15 protein-coding genes and 1 pseudogene are annotated in these 17,767 nt (G+C 60.5%); all 16 read left to right on the top strand.

Features of this window, described 5'->3' with window-relative positions; genetic code table 11:
* Nucleotides 1-29: 29 nt before the first annotated feature.
* The 16 genes and pseudogenes from AC50YL_RS10560 (at nucleotide 30) to AC50YL_RS10485 (ending at nucleotide 17,758) form a co-directional block, all read left to right on the top strand.
* The gene (locus AC50YL_RS10560) at nucleotides 30-1,136 is read left to right on the top strand and encodes a Gfo/Idh/MocA family protein (RefSeq protein ID WP_494831723.1); all 1,107 of its coding nucleotides are present in this window, start codon (nucleotides 30-32) and stop codon (nucleotides 1,134-1,136) included.
* A 72-nt stretch (nucleotides 1,137-1,208) separates the two neighbouring features.
* On the top strand, nucleotides 1,209-2,012 hold the full coding sequence (locus tag AC50YL_RS10555) for a sugar phosphate isomerase/epimerase family protein (RefSeq protein WP_494831721.1): 804 nt from the start codon (nucleotides 1,209-1,211) through the stop codon (nucleotides 2,010-2,012).
* A gap of 22 nt (nucleotides 2,013-2,034) precedes the next feature.
* Complete coding sequence (locus AC50YL_RS10550; protein ID WP_494831720.1) at nucleotides 2,035-3,483, top strand: sulfatase family protein; 1,449 nt, start codon at nucleotides 2,035-2,037, stop codon at nucleotides 3,481-3,483.
* Complete coding sequence (locus AC50YL_RS10545) at nucleotides 3,476-4,474, top strand: Gfo/Idh/MocA family protein (RefSeq protein WP_494831719.1); 999 nt, start codon at nucleotides 3,476-3,478, stop codon at nucleotides 4,472-4,474. The genes AC50YL_RS10550 and AC50YL_RS10545 overlap by 8 nt, the downstream gene beginning before the upstream one ends.
* A 25-nt stretch (nucleotides 4,475-4,499) precedes the next feature.
* Nucleotides 4,500-5,069, top strand: a pseudogene (cysC, locus tag AC50YL_RS10540) (adenylyl-sulfate kinase); the annotation flags it as partial.
* Between the two features lies 1 nt (nucleotide 5,070).
* Nucleotides 5,071-6,495 (top strand): sulfatase family protein, encoded by a 1,425-nt coding sequence (locus tag AC50YL_RS10535; protein WP_494831718.1) that lies wholly within the window; start codon nucleotides 5,071-5,073, stop codon nucleotides 6,493-6,495.
* Nucleotides 6,496-6,550: 55 nt separating this feature from the next.
* Nucleotides 6,551-7,435, top strand: coding sequence for a helix-turn-helix domain-containing protein (locus tag AC50YL_RS10530; protein WP_494831716.1), 885 nt, complete (start codon nucleotides 6,551-6,553; stop codon nucleotides 7,433-7,435).
* A 19-nt stretch (nucleotides 7,436-7,454) separates the two neighbouring features.
* Nucleotides 7,455-8,876, top strand: coding sequence for a sulfatase family protein (locus AC50YL_RS10525; protein WP_494831715.1), 1,422 nt, complete (start codon nucleotides 7,455-7,457; stop codon nucleotides 8,874-8,876).
* Between the two features lie 153 nt (nucleotides 8,877-9,029).
* Nucleotides 9,030-10,055 carry a HoxN/HupN/NixA family nickel/cobalt transporter gene (locus AC50YL_RS10520; RefSeq protein ID WP_494831714.1) on the top strand — a complete coding sequence of 342 codons (1,026 nt, stop codon included), beginning with the start codon at nucleotides 9,030-9,032 and terminating at the stop codon, nucleotides 10,053-10,055.
* 68 nt (nucleotides 10,056-10,123) lie between these two features.
* A complete protein-coding gene (locus tag AC50YL_RS10515; RefSeq protein WP_494831713.1) occupies nucleotides 10,124-10,399 on the top strand; it encodes a YqkE family protein in 276 nt (91 codons plus the stop codon).
* Between the two features lie 681 nt (nucleotides 10,400-11,080).
* Nucleotides 11,081-12,883, top strand: a complete 1,803-nt coding sequence (abc-f, locus tag AC50YL_RS10510) for a ribosomal protection-like ABC-F family protein (protein ID WP_494831711.1) — start codon at nucleotides 11,081-11,083, stop codon at nucleotides 12,881-12,883.
* Between the two features lie 48 nt (nucleotides 12,884-12,931).
* Nucleotides 12,932-13,429 carry a hypothetical protein gene (locus AC50YL_RS10505; protein ID WP_494831709.1) on the top strand — a complete coding sequence of 166 codons (498 nt, stop codon included), beginning with the start codon at nucleotides 12,932-12,934 and terminating at the stop codon, nucleotides 13,427-13,429.
* A 104-nt stretch (nucleotides 13,430-13,533) separates the two neighbouring features.
* Nucleotides 13,534-14,232, top strand: coding sequence for a hypothetical protein (locus tag AC50YL_RS10500; protein WP_494831707.1), 699 nt, complete (start codon nucleotides 13,534-13,536; stop codon nucleotides 14,230-14,232).
* A gap of 336 nt (nucleotides 14,233-14,568) precedes the next feature.
* Nucleotides 14,569-15,924 carry an ABC transporter substrate-binding protein gene (locus AC50YL_RS10495; RefSeq protein ID WP_494831705.1) on the top strand — a complete coding sequence of 452 codons (1,356 nt, stop codon included), beginning with the start codon at nucleotides 14,569-14,571 and terminating at the stop codon, nucleotides 15,922-15,924.
* 68 nt (nucleotides 15,925-15,992) lie between these two features.
* A complete protein-coding gene (locus tag AC50YL_RS10490) occupies nucleotides 15,993-16,940 on the top strand; it encodes a carbohydrate ABC transporter permease (RefSeq protein ID WP_494831703.1) in 948 nt (315 codons plus the stop codon).
* The gene (locus AC50YL_RS10485) at nucleotides 16,940-17,758 is read left to right on the top strand and encodes a carbohydrate ABC transporter permease (RefSeq protein WP_494832529.1); all 819 of its coding nucleotides are present in this window, start codon (nucleotides 16,940-16,942) and stop codon (nucleotides 17,756-17,758) included. Before AC50YL_RS10490 ends, AC50YL_RS10485 begins: the two co-directional genes overlap by 1 nt.
* Nucleotides 17,759-17,767: the final 9 nt, after the last annotated feature.

The raw sequence follows: 17,767 nt of genomic DNA, 5'->3' as shown, positions 1-17,767 counted from the left end.
CCAAAAATTCAGAACCAGGAGTGATCCACGTGCCGGTAAAAATCGGATTGGTCGGATTGAACGGAATCGGGAATTTGCATGCCGCTTGCTATCAGGAGGAAGAGTTGGCGGATCTGGTCGCGGTATGCGACGTCGTGAAGGAGCGCGCCGACGCGGCGGCCGAGAAATACGGCGTCAAAGCCTACTACAGCCTGAAGGACATGATCGAGCATGAGCCCGACATCGAAGTCGTGGACATCACGACGGGCGGGATCGACAACGGCAGCTGGCATTTCGAGCCGGCCATGGAAGCAATCGGCTACGGCAAGCATGTCCTCGTAGAGAAGCCGCTCTGCCATGATATTCGCGAAGCGAGGGAGCTGGTCGCCTTCGCCGAGAAGAAGAAGGTGTACCTGGGCTGCAACCTGAACCATTACTTCACGGAGCCGGCCGCCAAGGCGAAGCAATACGTCGACAACGGCGACATCGGCGAGCTCGTGTACTGCATGGCCAAAATGGGCTTCAACGGCGGAGAGGCCAATTACGGCTTGGCCGGCAGCCCGAAAGTGAAGGGGCATCCGTACTTCCACATGAAGGCGTTCCTGACGCATCCGTTCAGCGTCATCCGCCATTTCTGCGGCGACATTACGCATATTCAGACGTTCTCCGACCGTCCCGGCTTCCGCCGCAACGCGGGCGACGTCATGGCTTCCATCAACAGCATCCACATGCGCTTCGCGAACGGCGGCGTCGGCTATCTGCTGAGCCAGCGGGGCGATGCGGTCTATGGCCTCGGCGGCTGGTGGAGCCTCGAGATGGCGGGCTCCAAGGGCACGTTCTGCATCGAGAACTGCGTCGAGAAGGTGTCTTATTGGAAGGCCGAGAAAGGCATACCGGCAATCAGCAAGCAGCCGGAGCCGGAAGTGACGGATTACGGGACGACGAACTTCGACCGCACGTTCAACAACCGGTTGCGCGCGTTCCTCGAGGACGTGTCCGCGCGCGTGCCGTTCGAGCAGTTCCGCGCCAACGGCCGCGACGCGCTGGCCGTTCTGGAATACACGTTCGCGGTCATCGAATCGTACGAACGCGGAGGCGAACTGGTTCGCCCGAATCCGCTGCCGCCGCTGCACGGCGACCCGTTGACCATGCGCTAATCGGCGCAACCCAGGCAAGGCCGAATCACGGGGAAAGCAAGGCTTTCCCCATAAACAGGAGGTTATTCATTCATGATTTCATTAGGCGTCAACTCGGTCCTGTTCAAGAACTACGATTTCGCCGAAGCGGCCAGGCTGATCGCGTCCTGCGGCTATGACGGCGTCGAAATATCCGCCATCCAAGGCATGTGCGAGCATCTGGAGCTCGGCCGCTGGGAGGAGCAGAAAGAGGAGCTGCAGGCGATCGTGCGCGAGCATGGCCTGAAATTCCTGTCCATGGAAGTCGCTTCGCTCGCCGACGAACGCCTGATCCCGGCGTTTCAAGCCGCGGCCGCGATCGGCATCCCCGTCGTGAACGTCGGTCCGGGCGGCAAGTCCGGCGTCGCCGAAGACCTCGACGCGTCCATCGCGAACCTGGCGCGGCTGTCCGAGCTCGCCGCTTCGTACGGCGTCACGCTCTGCGTGAAAGCGCATGTCGGCAACGCCATTTATAATACGCCGACGACGCTTGCCGCGATGGAGCGCATCGCTTCGCCCGCGTTCGGCATCGACATGGATCCGAGCCACGTCCACCGCTCCGGCGAGAATGCCGAAGAAGCATTGCCGGCGGTGCTCGGCCGCGTGAAGCATATCCACATTCGCGACTGCCGGGGACGCGAGCAAGGTCCCGGTCCGATCCAGCTGCAAGCCTGCGGCCGCGGGGATATCGACCTGTTCGGCTACTGCGCCGCGATGGTGGCGGGCGGCTACGACGGCCCGGTCGTGCTCGAAGTCATCGGCGCGACGCCGGAGCATACGATCGAACAGGTGACGGCCGTCGCCGCCGAATCCTACGGCTATCTCAACGCCTGCCTCAAAAAACTAGGAGCGCGCTAACCGCCGCCAAGGAGGAACTTCCATGTCCGCCAAAAAACCGAATCTGATTCTGTTCGGCATCGACAGCCTGCGCCGCGACCATATGAGCGGTTACGGCTACGGCAAGCTGACGACGCCTTATATCGATAGACTCGCTTCCGAGGGCGTGCTCTTCGAGCAGCATTTCAGCCCGAGCATCCCGACGACGCCCGCGTACGCTTCCATGCTGACGGGGCGCGACGTGTTCGGCACCGACGTCGTGGCGCTGCGCCACGAAGGTCCGCTCGGCGGCCATGTGAAGACGCTGGCCGAGGTGCTGGAAGAGAACGGTTATAACACGACCTGCGTCGGCTTCACCGGCAACCCGTCGGCGCGCGGATTCCAAACGTACTTGAACTATGAATCTTGGGTGCCGGACGAAGCGACCGGGCGCACGCCGAAGGCCGAGAACCTAAACGACGTCGCGATTCCCGAGCTGGAACGCCTCGCGGCCGACGACAAGCCGTTCTTCCTGTTCCTGCGCCACATGGACCCGCATTCGCCGTACCTGCCGCCGCAGCCGTTCGACCGCATGTTTTACGGCAAGGACGAGAAGGACCCGGACAATGCGTCGATGGAGCCGGTGTACAATTTCAGGCCGTTCGGCGATTTCCTGAAATCATGGATTCCCGAGGGCGTCACCGACCACGAATACGTGAGCGCGCAGTATGACGGTTCCGTGGCGTATATGGACATTTGCATGCAGTCGCTGTTCACGAAGCTGACGGATATGGGCATCGAGGACGAGACGCTGGTCGTCATCACGGCCGATCACGGCGAGACGCTCTACGAGCACGACTGCTTCTTCGACCATCACGGCCTCTACGACTGCACGCTCGTCGTGCCGCTCATCTTCAAATTCCCCGGCCGCGTGCCTGCGGGCAAGCGCGTGGAGAGCGTCAGCGTCATCGCCGACATCATGCCGACCGTGCTCGGTCTGCTCGACGTGGAAGCGGAAGAGCCGTTCGACGGACGCAACCTGATTCCGCTGATGCACGGGCAAGCGGATTCGGCCGATGAGCTGAGCGAGCTGTACATCACGGAATGCACGTGGATGCGCAAGCACGGCTGGCGCACCAAGGAATGGAAGCTGATCTGCGCGTTGGAGCCGGATTTTCACGGCAAGCCGCCGGTCGAGCTGTACAATCTGATCCGCGATCCGGAGGAAAACGATAACGTGGCGGACCGGGAGCCGGAAGTCGTCGAATTCCTGAAGGGCCGCATGCTTGACTACATCGCCAAGCGCGAAGGCCAAGTGGACCGGACGAACCCGATCTACACGAATACGAACTGGCATGGCCAGAACAAACAGTTCACGTCTTCCGAAGATGCGTACAACTCGCTCTATATCGGTTCCATCGTCAATGCCCGCTCGCTGCAGGCGAAGGACAAAGTGCCGAAGGAGCAGGAGCAGCCGCAAGAGCAGGAGAAAGAGACGGTCGGCAATGATTAACGTCGCGGTCGTCGGCGTCAACCACATCGGCAAAATCCATTGCCAAGCGTATAAGCGCCATCCGGACACCGAGCTCGCCGCGGTATGCGACCTCATGCCGGAGCGCGCGGAAGCGGCGGGCCGCCTGCATGGCGTCCCGGCGTATACGGACCTGCGCGAGCTGCTCGCGCGCGAACGCGTCGACGTCGTCATCGTCGCGACGGCCGGCGTCGAGAAGGGCAGCCACCACTACGAGCCGGCGATGATCGCGCTGGAAGCGGGAAAGGCCGTCTTCGTCGAGAAGCCGATCTCGAACGATATCGAGGAAGCGCGGAGGATGGTCGCGTACGCGAGGGAGAAGGAGCTGGTGCTGGCCTGCAACCTGAACCACCGCTTCACGCCGGCAGCGGCTAAGGCGAAGGAGCTTGTCGATGCCGGCAAGCTCGGTTCCCTGCTCTTCCTCAACATGCGGCTGACGATCCAGAATCCGCAGGAAGACACGGAATGGCTGCACTTGCGCGCGCTGCACCCGCATTCCATCGACGTCATGCGCTACTTCGCGGGCGACATCGCGCGCGTGCAATCGTTCATGACGAAAGCGCCGGACCGCTCGTCCTGGTCGACGGCGTCCGTCAACGTGGAGTTCGCGTCCGGCGCCGTCGGCCATCTGACCGGCAGCTACGACATGTCGATGCGCCACCCGATCGAATTCTGCGAGGTCGCCGGCCATCAAGGACGGCTCGTCGTGGACAATGTGTACGAGAGCATGACGTACTACCCGCATCATTCCGACGAACTGACGGTCGTGCGCAATTCGCTCTTCGGGGGCATGAAAGGCTTCGACGATACGTTCGAGCATCGAATCAACCGTTTCATCGAGGAGCTTAAAGCCGGCGCGAAGCCGGCGGAGATTACCGCATCCGGCGCGGATGCGCTTGCGGCACAAGAGGTCATCGAGGCGGCCATTCGGTCGCAGCAGCTCGGCGGCGCTCCGGTAACAGTCCCTTCGTAGGGATGCTGCAGGAGATACGGAGGAGAGAAACCCTATGAACATCAGTCATGGCTCGGTCTTATGGTTCACCGGCTTGTCGGGCGCCGGCAAGACGACGACGGCCTCGGCCGTCCTGCAGAAGCTGCGCGAACGGGGACGACCCGCGGAGCTGCTCGACGGCGACGAGCTGCGAACCGTCATTTGCAAAGGGCTCGGCTTCAGCATGGAGGACCGGTTCGAGAACGTGCGACGGATCGCCTATGTCGCCAACCTGCTGTCGCGCAACGGCGTCGACGTGCTGGTGTCGGCCATCAGCCCGTACCGGGCGATGCGGGACTACGCGCGCGAGCAGATCCCGGGCTTTGCCGAAGTGTATGTCAAATGCCCCCTTCACGTCTGCGAGATGCGGGACGTGAAGGGCTTGTACGCCAAAGCGCGTTCGGGCGAGATCAAGCATTTCACCGGCGTGTCCGATCCGTACGAAGAGCCGCTCCAGCCGGCGATCACGCTCTGCTCCTCGAGCGTGCCGCTGGAAGAGAACGTGCAGGCCGTTCTGGCTTATCTCGACCAAAAGCAGGTCCGCCTCCACCACGTTCCGGGAAAGGACGTGATCTAGCATGAAGATCATCCTGGTCTCGCTGGATACGCTTCGGGCTTCCCGGCTGAGCGGATACGGGTACGGCAAACGGACCAGCCCGCACATGGACGCCATCGCGAGAGACGGCGTCCTGTTCGAGCGGGCATACGCGGCGGACATTCCGACCGAGGTGGCGCACACGGGCGTGTTTACCGGCAAGATCGGACTCACGACCGGCGTCGTCTCGCACGGCTCCGATCTGACGCAGCTGCCGAAGTCGGTGGAGTGGCTGCCGAATCTGCTGCGCGCCGCCGGCTTCACGACCGGCGCGGTCGACAACCTGTACCAGCTCAAGGAGTGGTTCGCCCGCGGCTACAACCATTACATCAACACCGTCGGCGGCAACCGCTGGATCGACGGGCGCACGATCAACGAGCACGCGATGCCGTGGATCGAGCAGCACAAGGACGAATCGTTCTTCCTGTTCCTGCACTATTGGGATGCGCATACGCCGTATTTGCCGCCGGAATCGTACGTTCCGGAGTTTTACGATGCCGCCAAGGACCCGTACGATCCCGCCAACGCGAGCATGGAGCCTGCCTACAATCATGCCGCGTACCCGTTCTTCAAGCACCACCATTACGACCTCGTCGGGCCCGTGACGGACACCGACTATTACGACGCGCTGTACGATGCCGAAATTCGCTATTTGGACGACCGGTTGAAGGAACTCGACGATCATCTGGCGAAGCTAGGTATTCAGGAAGAGACGCTGCTCGTGCTGTTCGGCGACCATGGCGAGAGCCTGACCGAGCACGACATTTATTGGGATCATTGCGGACTCTACGAAACTACGGTCCACGTGCCGGTCATCATGCGCTGGCCGGGACGGATTCCGCCCGGCAAGCGCGTACCCGGACTCGTGCAGCAGGCGGATCTGCTGCCGACCCTGCTGGAAGCCGTCCGCAGGGAAGCGCCGCCCGGCATCGCGTCCGCCAAGCTGGCGGATCCCGCCGGTCTCGACGGCAGAAGCCTGTGGGAGGCGATCGAAGGCACCGCGGAAGGGACCCGCGACGCGATTTATCTAAGCGAATGCGCCTGGCAGGCCGCCCGCGGCATTCGGAACGACCGTTACAAGCTGATCGTCACGTACGACCCGGGGCCGTTCGACAGGCCCTCGCGAGAGCTGTACGATCTGGGCAGCGATCCGCTGGAAACGGTCAATCTGGCCGAAACGATGCCGGACATCGCGGACGCTTTGGAAGGGCAATTGCAGGCGTTCGTCGCCCGGAAGCTCGCCGGCCGCCCGGATCCGATGCAGGAGCAATTGGCGCTTAGAGGGCTGCCGTTCCGCAGGCGGATCGAGCAGATCCTGAACGCGGCGGGAATGACTTGGGAGCAGTGGCGTCTCAACCCGGACCGCACGGTGTTCGATCATGCCGCGGCCGGGAAGCAGCACATCTAGGAGAATAGAACCGATATCAACCTGCAGGTCAGTCTGATCGCAAGGGTGGTCATGAATGAGAGAAGATATCCTAACCAGCAACAATTACATGAAGTCGGAGTTTCCGTTCTGGATATCGCGGACGGTTCAAGGCAATATTCACGAGCACGGCCATGAATTCGTCGAGCTTGTCTTCGTCGTCCGCGGCTTAGGCATGCACCTCTTCCAAGGGTCCCGCTACGAGATCCAAGCCGGCGACGTCTTCATCATCAATCCGGGGGAAACGCACGCGTACGCGGTGGAGCCCGGCGAACAGATGGAAATCATCAACTGCCTGTTCATGCCGTCCTTCATTCCGGACGCGCTCCTGACCGAGCTGGAGATCACGAATTCCATGGACTATTTCTACGTGCATCCTTTTCTGACGCACGAAGTAAGGTTTAATCACCGCTTGAACCTGCATGGCCAAGAAGCGGCACATGTGCTGACGCTGCTGGAAAGCATGATCCGCGAGATGAACGCCCGATCCACCGGGCACAAGACGATCATCCGGCTGCAGCTGATCGAGCTGCTCGTGCTGCTGTCCCGCTACTACACGCTGATGCCGCAGACGCGATCCCACCCGTCCCCGAGGCAGCTGGACCGCGAGATGACGGCCAAACGGATGCACGGTTACCTGGAGCGGAATTACGAGAAGAAAATCACGCTGCAGTCGCTGTCCGCGCTGTTCAACTCCAGCATCCGGCAGCTCAACCGGCTCATGCGCGAGGAGTACGACCGGAGCGTCTTCGAGGTGCTGCATGAGATTCGCATCGAACGGGCGAAGCATCTGCTGATCGAGACGGACGAGAAGGTGATCGTCGTGGCGACGATGGTCGGCTACGAGGATCAATCGTTCTTCAACCGCCTGTTCGTCCGCCATGTCGGCTGCTCGCCGAGCCGTTTCCGCTCGACGGGCTGAAGAGAAGGGAGCTGTACCCGTGAACGAACGAAAGCCCAATATCCTGCTCATTACCGCCGATCAGCTCCGTTACGACTGCATCGGCAGCAGCGGCAAATATCCCGTGCATACGCCCCATCTGGACCGGCTTGCGGAACAAAGCACTTTGTTCTCGCAAGCTTATTCGCATATTCCGGTGTGCGGTCCGGCGAGGCAGTCCATGCTCCACGGCCGCAGGCCGGAAACGTTCGGCGCGCTGTGGAATTACGACGCCTTCCTGCCGGTCGGCTGCTTGCGGCCGGAGCAATTCACCTGGTCGCAAGCGCTCTCGGACGACGGATATGCCACGGCCTTTCTTGGCAAATGGGGCGTCAATCCGGACAAGGACCCGACCGCGTTCGGGTACGACGCGTACGTCGGCGAGCGCGATTACCAAGCCTTCCGGCACAGCCGCCACCCCGAGGTCGCGTACGCGAACGGTTTTCTGGGCGAGACGGATCCCGTTCCGCTCGAAGACGCGCAGACCCACTGGTTCGCCGCCAGGGCGATCGAGACGATGGAGACGCTGAACGATAGCGGGAAGCCGTGGCATATGGCGCTGCATTTCTCCGAACCGCATCTGCCGTGCCGTCCCGCGGGCAGATTTGCCGATATGTACGACCCCGCCGGCATTCCGGAATGGGACGGATTTCGCGAGACGTTCCGCGGCAAACCGTATATTCAGCGGCAGCAGCTCTACAGCTGGGGCATCCAGGACTACGAATGGCAGGACTGGGCGCCGATCGTAGCCCGATACTACGGCATTATCAGCCAGCTGGACGAAGCGGTCGGCAGGGTGTTGGCCGCGCTCGGGGGGATCGGCGCCGCCGATGAAACGATCGTGATCTTCACGGCGGATCACGGCGATATGTGCGGCTCCCACCGCATGATCGATAAGCATTACATCCTCTACGACGACGTCGTTCGCGTGCCTTTCATGATTCGGCATCCGGGCGCTTCCGGCGCAGGGAAGCGGTCTCCGCAGTTCGTGTACAATTTGCTCGATCTTGGCCCGACCTTGCTGGAACTGGCCGGCGCGGGGGCCGTGTCCGAGCGGCCGTTCCATGGCCGGTCGCTCGTTCCGCTGCTTCATTCCGAGGACGGGCTTGCGCCCGGCGAATGGCGCGATTGCGTCGTGGCTACCTACAACGGACAGCAGTTCGGGCTGTTCACGCAGCGCATGATTCGCACGGATGAGTGGAAATACGTCTGGAACCTGACGGACGTGGACGAATTGTACGATCTGAACCTGGATCCGGCAGAGCTCGTCAACCTGATCGGGGCAGAGGAGCACCGCGGGCTTGAAGCGGAGCTTCGGGGCCGGCTGTACGCGCTGCTGCGCGCCGACGAGGATCCCGCGGTCGACAATGAATGGACCCGCAGGCAGCTGTTGTCCGGCGCGATCGTCGATACCCGCGATTGAATGCGGCGGCGGCGGAGCAAGCTCCGCCGCTTGTTTGAGAAATGGCGTCGAGTTCGCCGCGTTTTCCGACTTTCTCTTGGCTTTTTCCATGCAATGCCTATATAATACGTATAGTCATGTTAGTTAATCTCACATGGAAAGAGGAGGTCTCGCATGCTGCGACAACTTTGGGCAAGCAGAAAATCATGGTCGGGTTACGTTATCGTCGTACTGGCGCTGCATGTGATCGGTTTTATCGGATTGATGACGGCCGCGAGGGCCGATGTCACGTTCTGGAGTCTCGGCTTATTGGCCTACACGCTCGGCATGCGGCATGCGTTCGACGCCGACCATATCGCCGCCATCGACAATACGGTGCGCAAGCTCGTGCAGCAGAAGCGCAGCCCGCTCGGCGTCGGCTTCTATTTCTCTCTCGGCCATTCGTCCGTCGTCTTCCTGATGGTGCTGGCCGTCGCGTGCTCGGTCAAATGGATCCAATCGAACATGCCTTCGCTTCAGGAAACCGGGAGCCTCATCGGCACGTCCGTCTCCGGTATTTTCCTGATCTTGATCGGCATCCTGAATTTTATCATTCTCATCAATCTGTATCAGGTGTTCAGACGCATGCGCGCGGGTTCCCATAGCGGGGAAGAGCTTGAGGGGTTGCTGGAATCGAGAGGCTTGTTCGCGCGGCTGTTCAAGCCGCTGTTCCGTCTGATCAGCCGCAGCTGGCATGTGTACCCGCTCGGCTTCCTGTTCGGGCTTGGCTTCGACACGGCCACGGAAGTCGGGCTGCTGGCCTTGTCCGCCGGAGCGGCGAAGAGCTCGGTGTCCATTCTCGGCATTCTCTCGCTGCCGATCCTGTTCGCGGCCGGCATGAGCCTGCTGGACACGGCCGACGGCATGTTCATGACGAAGGCGTACCGCTGGGCTTTCAATACGCCGCTTCGCAAACTGTACTACAATGTCACGGTCACGACGGTGTCCGTCATCTCCGCGCTGCTTATCGGCGTGGTGGAGGTCGTTCAGATCTTGTCCGAACGGCTTCATTTGGACAACCCGATGATCCGGTGGGTCAACACGATCCAGCTGGGCGACCTCGGATACGTCCTGGTCGGCTTGTTTATCGTCGCCTGGCTCGTCTCGGTTACGATCTGGCGATCGATGAAGCTCGAGGAACGCTCCGATTTCGCCGGTTGACGGCAGGCGCCGCTTGGCAGGCAGCCAGCGATCTTGCTATAATGGGTGGAAATAATCGAGGTGATCGCATGGCGAAGAAAGATAAGCATCGCGCGGCTGCCGCGCAATCGAACGCGCAGCCGAAGGAAGAGAAACCGGCAACGCTGAAGGATCTGCTCAGGCCGGACGTGCTGGATAAGCTGAAGGCGACCGTGCAGGATCTCAAATCCGCGGAGGAGCAGCGCAAGGAGGACCTCCGGAAACAGGAGGAGGAAGCCCGCAAAGCCGAGCAAAAGCGGCTGGACAACGATTTCGAATACCTGCTGAACAACAGCAAACTGGATTGGCGGTCCAACAAAAGCTGATCCCGCCGCTTTAGAGGAAGAGCTCCCTTTTTATCCAAAGGGAGCTCTTCTCTTCTTTAGCGGAGCCGCCTGGATTAGTTTCTATCGCGCGCCGCCGATGCCCGTGCATCGTCGCCCTTGCCGCCGTCGCTTCACCGTCCTATCTGCCGTCGACTCACGGCCAGATATGCTCGAGCACCGCTGTTTCCTATTATTTTTGCCGGCTTTTTGACCCAATCAGGCGGATGGGGGTTGCATTTTAATACCGAAGCCGTGTTATAATGAGGCCAATTGACACGCATTGGAGGTATCCATTTAGACATCATGTGGACTTAATTCCCTGTCGTTCATGATTTTCGAATAATGACGATCAGAGAGGCTTTGCCGAGCGCGAAGCGGAATAGGTTACGTGTGTCTAAAGGGAACGACTCCCGCTGCCAAGGCGCCATCATGCGCGCCTGTCCAAGCCGAAACTTTCCATGCCGCCATTCGTTTGCATCCGGGCGCGCATCGTTTCGGGACGGCAGTCTGTTCACGTACAGCCTTTTCCGATTATCGCGAGCCGCGGGCCTTAGCCTGCGGCTCTTTTCGTTGCGACGGCGCATCCGCCCTCGCGCTTCGGGCAGCATCGCGCTCTGTGCGGTTATCGTTAATCATCGCCCTGGTCAGTAGGTAAACTACACTAAAGGAGTGGTGATGCACATGACATTGATTACGATACGGGACATGAAAAAGCATTTCGGCGATACGGCCGTGCTGGAGCGGGTCAACGCGGATATCGCGAGGCACGAGCGGATCGGTCTCGTCGGCATGAACGGCGCGGGCAAGTCGACCTTCGCGAACCTGATCTTCGGGACGCTGCAGCCGGACGGCGGCAAGTTGACCTACCATGTCGACGGTCTGCGCATCGGCTATTTGCGGCAGTCGTCCTCTTATGCGGTGCATACGTTCAGCGGGTCGGCCGGCCGCGAAGACGACGAGCAGGAGAGCAGGCGGTTCTTGGAGGTATCGAGCCATCTCGGCCTGCGGAACGTGAAGGATTGGGACGACGAGCGTTTCGCCGGACTAAGCGGCGGCGAAAAGACGAAGCTGGCGATCGCGCATATCTGGGCGTCGAAGCCGGATATCCTGCTGCTCGACGAACCGACGAACCATCTGGATTTTCAAGGCGTCGACTGGTTGATCGGAGAATTGAAAACCTTCGGCGGCACGACGATCGTCATCTCCCATGACCGGTATTTCCTCGACGCGACGGTGGACCGGATCATCGAGCTGCAGGACGGGACATCCGTGGATTATCCCGGCAGCTATACGTTCTATCGGGAGGAGAAGGAGCGCCGGTACGCGAGCCAGCTGCATCAGTACGAGGAGCAGCACAAGTACGAGCGCAAGATCGAAGCGGAGATTGCCCGGCTGAAAAATTGGTCCGCCAAGGCGCACCGGGATTCCGCCGAGGCGGCGGCGACGCGCGGGGGCATCAAGGAATTTTACCGCAACAAGGCCAAAAGCATGGATAAGCAGATCAAGTCGCGCCTTCATCGGCTCGACAAGATCGACCACGAAGGCGTCAAGAAGCCGAAGGAAGAGGCGAAGGTCTCGTTCGGCTGGGACGATCCCGGCAAGCGCGGGCGCCGGATTATCGAGGCCTCCCGGATCGGGAAGCGCTATGGCGGGCGGAAGCTCTTCGAGGATAGCTCGTTCTATCTCCAGCGAGGCGAGAAGATCGGGCTGATCGGTCCGAACGGCGCGGGCAAAACCACGCTGATCGAAATGGTGCTCGGGCGGAAAACCGCAGACGCCGGCAAGCTGTGGATCAGCCCGACGGCCAAAATCGCTTATCTCACGCAGGACGTGACCGATCTGGACGCGGAGCGAACGGTACTGGGGCTGCTGCAGGCTTCGTTCGAGATGCGGAGCGATGTCGGCAAAGCCAGGACGCTGCTCGCGAATATGGGCTTCGACGAGGGGATGCTCGAGAAACCGATCCGCCAGCTCAGCTTGGGCGAGCGAACGCGGGTCAAACTGGCCCAGCTGATCATGCAGGAGCAGGACGTGCTGATTCTCGACGAACCGACGAACCATCTGGACCTGGCAAGCCGCGAGCAGCTGGAGGAGACGCTCGGTACCTATGGCGGCACGCTGCTCATCGTATCCCACGACCGGTATTTAATCGAGAAGATATGCGATAAGCTGCTCGTGTTCGGCGATGGCGCCATCCGCCGCTACGAGACAGGATACCGGGAATACGCGGAACGAAACGCGCAGGACGAGACGGAAGCGCGCCCTGCAGCGGCTTCAGAAGCAGCCTCCGCGGAATCGCTCCCGAAGCTCGCGAAACAGCAGCTGAAGCAGCAGCGCGAAGAGGAGCTGATGCTCGTGACGACGCGCATCTCGTTCCTGCTCGGCGAGATCAGCATGCTGAAGCCGACGGAAGCCCGGTACGCGGAGCTCGACATAGAGCTCGCCGAGCTGCTCGCGAAGAAAAAGGCCTTGCTTGCGCAGTGAAACTTTTCCTCCGCTGCCGGCGTAAGGTGCTATAGGGGAGGCGATGCGATGAAGCTGTATTTTCGCGATAATTTCTTCAACGCCGGCGTGACGGAGATCGTGAACGAGGAGAAGGAACATGTCGGGGAAGTGGATCTCCGCAGCCTGTTCGGTTCCGGACTCGACGTCTACGGCGTCGACGGACGCAAGGCATACAGCGGCGGATTCCCGCTGCTGTCCGGCAAATGGTCCGTCTCGGGGCCGTCGGGAGACGAATGCGGCGTGCTCCGCGCGCGCATGTCGTTTTTGACGAAGCGATTCGAATACGAGGCGTACGGCCGCGGCGAATACGAGATCACGGCGGGGGCTTTTTCGCGGGAATACCAGATTGCGGAGGCGGACGGCGGCATGGCCGCCTCGTTCTCGCGGGTAAACGGTTTTTTCGAAGCCTCGGCCTACTGCTTGGACAATTACGCGGACGCGGTGGACGCTTACGAATGGGTTGCCGTTATTCTGGGCATGCACGAAATCCAGAAGCGAAGACGCAACGCTCAGAATACGATATAGTAACCGTTTGCACCGTGAATGTTGCCGTATTCAATGCCGCATACTACTTGTTAGTAACGCCGAGCGGTCAGCACGGGGTGAGATAACAGGGCGGTGATGTGTCCATGCAGGGAGAGATTGCCCTCGATTGGGATATTTATTTGTTGGCCGGCATCGGATCGACGAGAACGATATTCTCGGAATGCATCAAGGAGCTGCAGCGGCGATACTCGGAATCGGGCAAAAGCTCGCGGATCCGCGAACTGTTCCCGTACGGCGATCATACGCATAACTTCTACCGGCAGCTGCTGAAGGTCGGGAAGGATCTGTACCGGCTGAGCAAATCGATGCAATACGGCGCGCACGCGGCGGCGGAACAGGTCAGGCAGCTGTCGGCGGGGAGGCCGGTGCTGTTCATCGGCCACAGCGGCGGCGGCGTCGCCGCGTATCGGGCGGCGGTCATGCTGTGGCGGGAAGGCGTGATCCCGGACTGGCGCGTCGTGCAGATCGGCTCGCCCCGGCATCCGGTTCACGCGGACCATGCCGACAAGGTGCATTTTATCGTCGCGGTGGACGACAAGGGCGAGTGCGCCGATTTCATCACGCGGATCGGCACCTGGGGCGGCTTCAGCCCGAGCCGCAAAGGCGTCCCGTTGTGGAACCGGGTCAAATACGCGCCGAAGCATATCGTGCCCGTTCCGATGCTCGGCGGCCACCAGCATTATTTCCGCAAGGAAGCGCCGTTCGTGCATCCCGAGCGGGGCTCCAACTTAGGGATGGTCACCGAAACGATCTGGGCGTGCATCGCGGGCGGGCTGGGGTAATCGGCTTGAGGACGGGATGCATGTCCCGCTTCGTCTCCCGCATAAGGCGGAGGCTGTCTCGCGCTCTCGCTCTCGGCGGGGGTTCAACATTTCGCGTTCTGCGCGACAAGGGCTGCAGCCCACCGGCTGCGGCCCTTATTTTTTATGATTAATCGCTCCGCCTGCGTTCGGGCGAAAGGGAAAACGGCGGCATTGCGCGAAATGGGACTGAGGGCGAGCAAATAAATGAGCGCGAGGAGCGAATATTCGGGGCATTTGAAAGCGCTATCAGAGGTGCTAGGATAGGGATGTGGCATTCGCTTCCAAATACAAGCCAATTCAAGGAGGTTTCGAAGGATGAGAAAGACGTGGATCACCGTTATCGCACTCCTGCTGATCGTCTCGACCGCGCTCGTCGGCTGCTCGCAGCGGTCCGGCGGCAACGACGGCGGCAACGTCGCGAACGATTCCGGCAAGGCCGGGAACGATGCGGACGGCAACGCCCCCAAAACCGACGATTCGGCAGAGCCCGTCAAATCGGACGGCGGCGAGAAAATCCGACTCACGGTATACAGCACGATCGGCGAGCTGAAAAACCAGGATATGATGAAGTCGATCGCCGCCGATTTCACCAAGGAAAATCCGAACATCCAAGTGGAATTCCAATTCCCCGGCGCGGAATACGAAAATATTTTGAAGGTCAAGATGGCCGCGAACGACCTGCCCGACGTCTTCGACACGCATGGCTGGGCGGTAATCCGCTACGGTAACTATTTGGCCGACCTGAAGGATGAGCCTTGGGCGGGCAATCTGACCGACACGATCAAGCCGGTCGTCACGGACAAGGACGGCAAGCTCGAGGCGCTCGTGCTGAGCGAGGCGAAGGACGGCATCTCCTACAACGCCGATCTGCTCGAGAAATACGGCATCGCGCCGCCGACGACGTTCGCGGAGCTGATGGATGCCGCCGATATGCTCAAAACGGAAAGCAACGGGGACGTCACGCCGTTCTTCATGTCCGGCATCGACAACGGCATGATCGGCGGCTTCCTCGATCTGTACGCGACTTCGCAGTACATCAGCCCGTCGACGAACGATTCGGCTTCGCTGCTGGACGGTACGTTCGATTGGAAGAAATGGACGCCGCTCGCGCAAAAGCTGCTCGACATGCAGAAGAAAGGCTATATCAACAAGGACGTGCTCACCGCGAAATACACGGATATGCCGCAGCGCTTCGCGCAAGGGAAAATCGCCTTCGTCTTCGGCGCGCCGTCGTTCGCGGACGAAGTGTACAAAGTGAACAAGGATATCAAAATCGGCATCATGCCCTTGACGACGATGGTGGACGGCGATTCGCAGACGTTCTCCGGCGGCGAGCGGTATACGATGGGCGCTTGGAAGGACGGCAAGCACCTGGAGGAGTCGAAGAAGCTGATCCAGTTCTTCGCCAAGCCGGAGAACATGTCCAAGATCGCCAACGCGACGAAGCTGCCCCCGGGGCTTAAGGATATTCCGTCCCAGCATGAGTTCACGACCTATTACGAGCAGTTCAAGGACGTGCGCGTCTTCCCTTATTTCGACCGCGTATATTTGCCGAACGGCATGTGGGACGTCATGTGCAAGACGGGAACCGCGCTTGTCGCCGGCGACGTCACGCCGGCGCAATTCGCCGACAAGATGAAGCAGGAGTACGACCGGCTCCGCAATCAATAAGGATGGCCGGGGCAGGGAGGGGCAAGTTCTCCTTGCCCCGAACGACGGAAATGCTCGGAGGGGAGCGCATGGCAAACGTACGACCCGTTACTTCGAATGACGTCCGGCCGGACCCGGCGGCGCCGCTTCGCAGCCCGGCCGGGAAACGGATGCGCGGCAGCGCATGGCTGAATTTGCTTTACGTGCCGGCGTTGATCCTGTTCGGCGTGTTCATTTTCTACCCGTTCATCAAGGGCGTCCAAATCTCGTTCACGAACTGGGACGGTTACAACCAGGATTTCAAATGGATCGGCGGTTCCAACTACAAGCGGATGTTCAGCGATCCCGACATGGGCAGGGTCATTCGCAATACGATCATCTACGGCGTCGGCAGCGCCTTCCTGCAGAACGTCATCGGCCTCGCGTACGCGCTGTTTCTCAACATGAACCTCCGGACGCGCGGCCTCGTGCGGACGGTCATCTACTTGCCGGTCATCATCAGCTCCCTGATCATGGGCTACATCTGGTATTTCTTCTTCCAGTACGACGGCGGCGCGATCAACGATATTCTGCTGCTGTTCCAGGACGAACCTTCGAATTTGCTCGGCGACAAGGACTTCAACAGCTGGATCATTACGTTCGTCAATACGTATCAGTATCTGGGCATCGCGATGGTGCTCTTCCTCGCCGGCCTTCAGACGATCCCCAAGGATTACTACGAGGCGGCGACGATCGACGGGGCCACGGCGTTCGACCGGTTCCGCCACGTGACCTGGCCGTTGATCGCGCCTTCCTTGACGGTCAGCATGGTGCTGAACCTGATCGGCGGCTTGAAGCTGTTCGACGTCATCGTCGCGATGACGAACAGCGGTCCGGGATACGCGTCCGCGTCCATGTCCTCGATCATGTACCTGCTTTATTTCGGCAGGGAAGACGCGGGCTATGCCGCGACGATCGGCTTTCTCATGTTCGTCATGATCTCCATCGTCAGCCTCGTCGCGTTGTTTCTTCTCCGCAGAAGGGAGGTGCACGCTTGATGGGACGCAATCGCAAGGCGTGGGCGACAATCGCGTCGCTCGTCGTCTGCCTCGTGCATATCCTGCCGTTCTACATTCTGCTGACGACGTCGTTCAAGGCCTCCGACGATCTGAGCTCCAAGTGGGTGTTTCCGGGCTACTTGTACCTCGACAACTTCTCCAATGCGTGGCAGGAAGCGAATATGCTGACGGCTTTCCGAAGCAACGTCGTCGTGACGGCGATTTCCGTGGCGCTCATCATCGTCGTCGGTTCCGTCGCCGCGTATCCGCTGGCCCGCTATCAGACGCGCTGGAACAAGTTCATCTACGCGTTGTTCGTCTCGGCGCTCATCGTGCCGCCGCTGACGATTCTCGTGCCGTTGTACAAATTCATGGTCGACATCGGCGGCATGAATCACTACTGGGGCATTATTCTATTGTTCGTGACGTTCAACCTGCCGATGACGATCTTCCTGTACACGGGCTTTATCGGCACGATTCCCCGCGAGCTGGACGAGGCCGCGATGATCGACGGTGCCGGGCGCTTCGAATTGTTTTTCCGGATCCTGCTGCCGCTGCTGAAGCCGATTACGGCGACCGTCGTCATCCTGACCGGCGTCGCGGTGTGGAACGATTACCAGTTCTCGGTCTTCTTCCTCCAGCATCCGCATACCCGGACGATCACGGTCGCGCTCGCTACCTTCTTCGGCCAGTACAACAGCAACATCGGCTGGGTGGCCGCGGGCTCGCTGATGGGCGCGCTGCCGATGATCGTGCTGTATCTGTTCCTTCAGCGGTATTTTATCTCCGGACTAGCCTCCGGCGCCATCAAAGGGTAGGAGGCGGTC

The organism is Paenibacillus sp. J22P277 (assembly GCF_059383675.1).
Note: the sequence above shows the minus strand (reverse complement) of the source record. Positions and strands in the feature narration are given on the sequence as shown.

Coding starts and splice junctions, on each gene's coding strand:
- AC50YL_RS10545 (WP_494831719.1), top strand. CDS start 3,476: ATGATTAACGTCGCGGTCGTCGGCGTCAACCACATCGGCAAAATCCAT.
- AC50YL_RS10520 (WP_494831714.1), top strand. CDS start 9,030: ATGCTGCGACAACTTTGGGCAAGCAGAAAATCATGGTCGGGTTACGTT.
- AC50YL_RS10550 (WP_494831720.1), top strand. CDS start 2,035: ATGTCCGCCAAAAAACCGAATCTGATTCTGTTCGGCATCGACAGCCTG.
- AC50YL_RS10555 (WP_494831721.1), top strand. CDS start 1,209: ATGATTTCATTAGGCGTCAACTCGGTCCTGTTCAAGAACTACGATTTC.
- AC50YL_RS10485 (WP_494832529.1), top strand. CDS start 16,940: ATGGGACGCAATCGCAAGGCGTGGGCGACAATCGCGTCGCTCGTCGTC.
- AC50YL_RS10530 (WP_494831716.1), top strand. CDS start 6,551: ATGAGAGAAGATATCCTAACCAGCAACAATTACATGAAGTCGGAGTTT.
- abc-f (WP_494831711.1), top strand. CDS start 11,081: ATGACATTGATTACGATACGGGACATGAAAAAGCATTTCGGCGATACG.
- AC50YL_RS10505 (WP_494831709.1), top strand. CDS start 12,932: ATGAAGCTGTATTTTCGCGATAATTTCTTCAACGCCGGCGTGACGGAG.
- AC50YL_RS10490 (WP_494831703.1), top strand. CDS start 15,993: ATGGCAAACGTACGACCCGTTACTTCGAATGACGTCCGGCCGGACCCG.
- AC50YL_RS10515 (WP_494831713.1), top strand. CDS start 10,124: ATGGCGAAGAAAGATAAGCATCGCGCGGCTGCCGCGCAATCGAACGCG.
- AC50YL_RS10535 (WP_494831718.1), top strand. CDS start 5,071: ATGAAGATCATCCTGGTCTCGCTGGATACGCTTCGGGCTTCCCGGCTG.
- AC50YL_RS10495 (WP_494831705.1), top strand. CDS start 14,569: ATGAGAAAGACGTGGATCACCGTTATCGCACTCCTGCTGATCGTCTCG.
- AC50YL_RS10500 (WP_494831707.1), top strand. CDS start 13,534: ATGCAGGGAGAGATTGCCCTCGATTGGGATATTTATTTGTTGGCCGGC.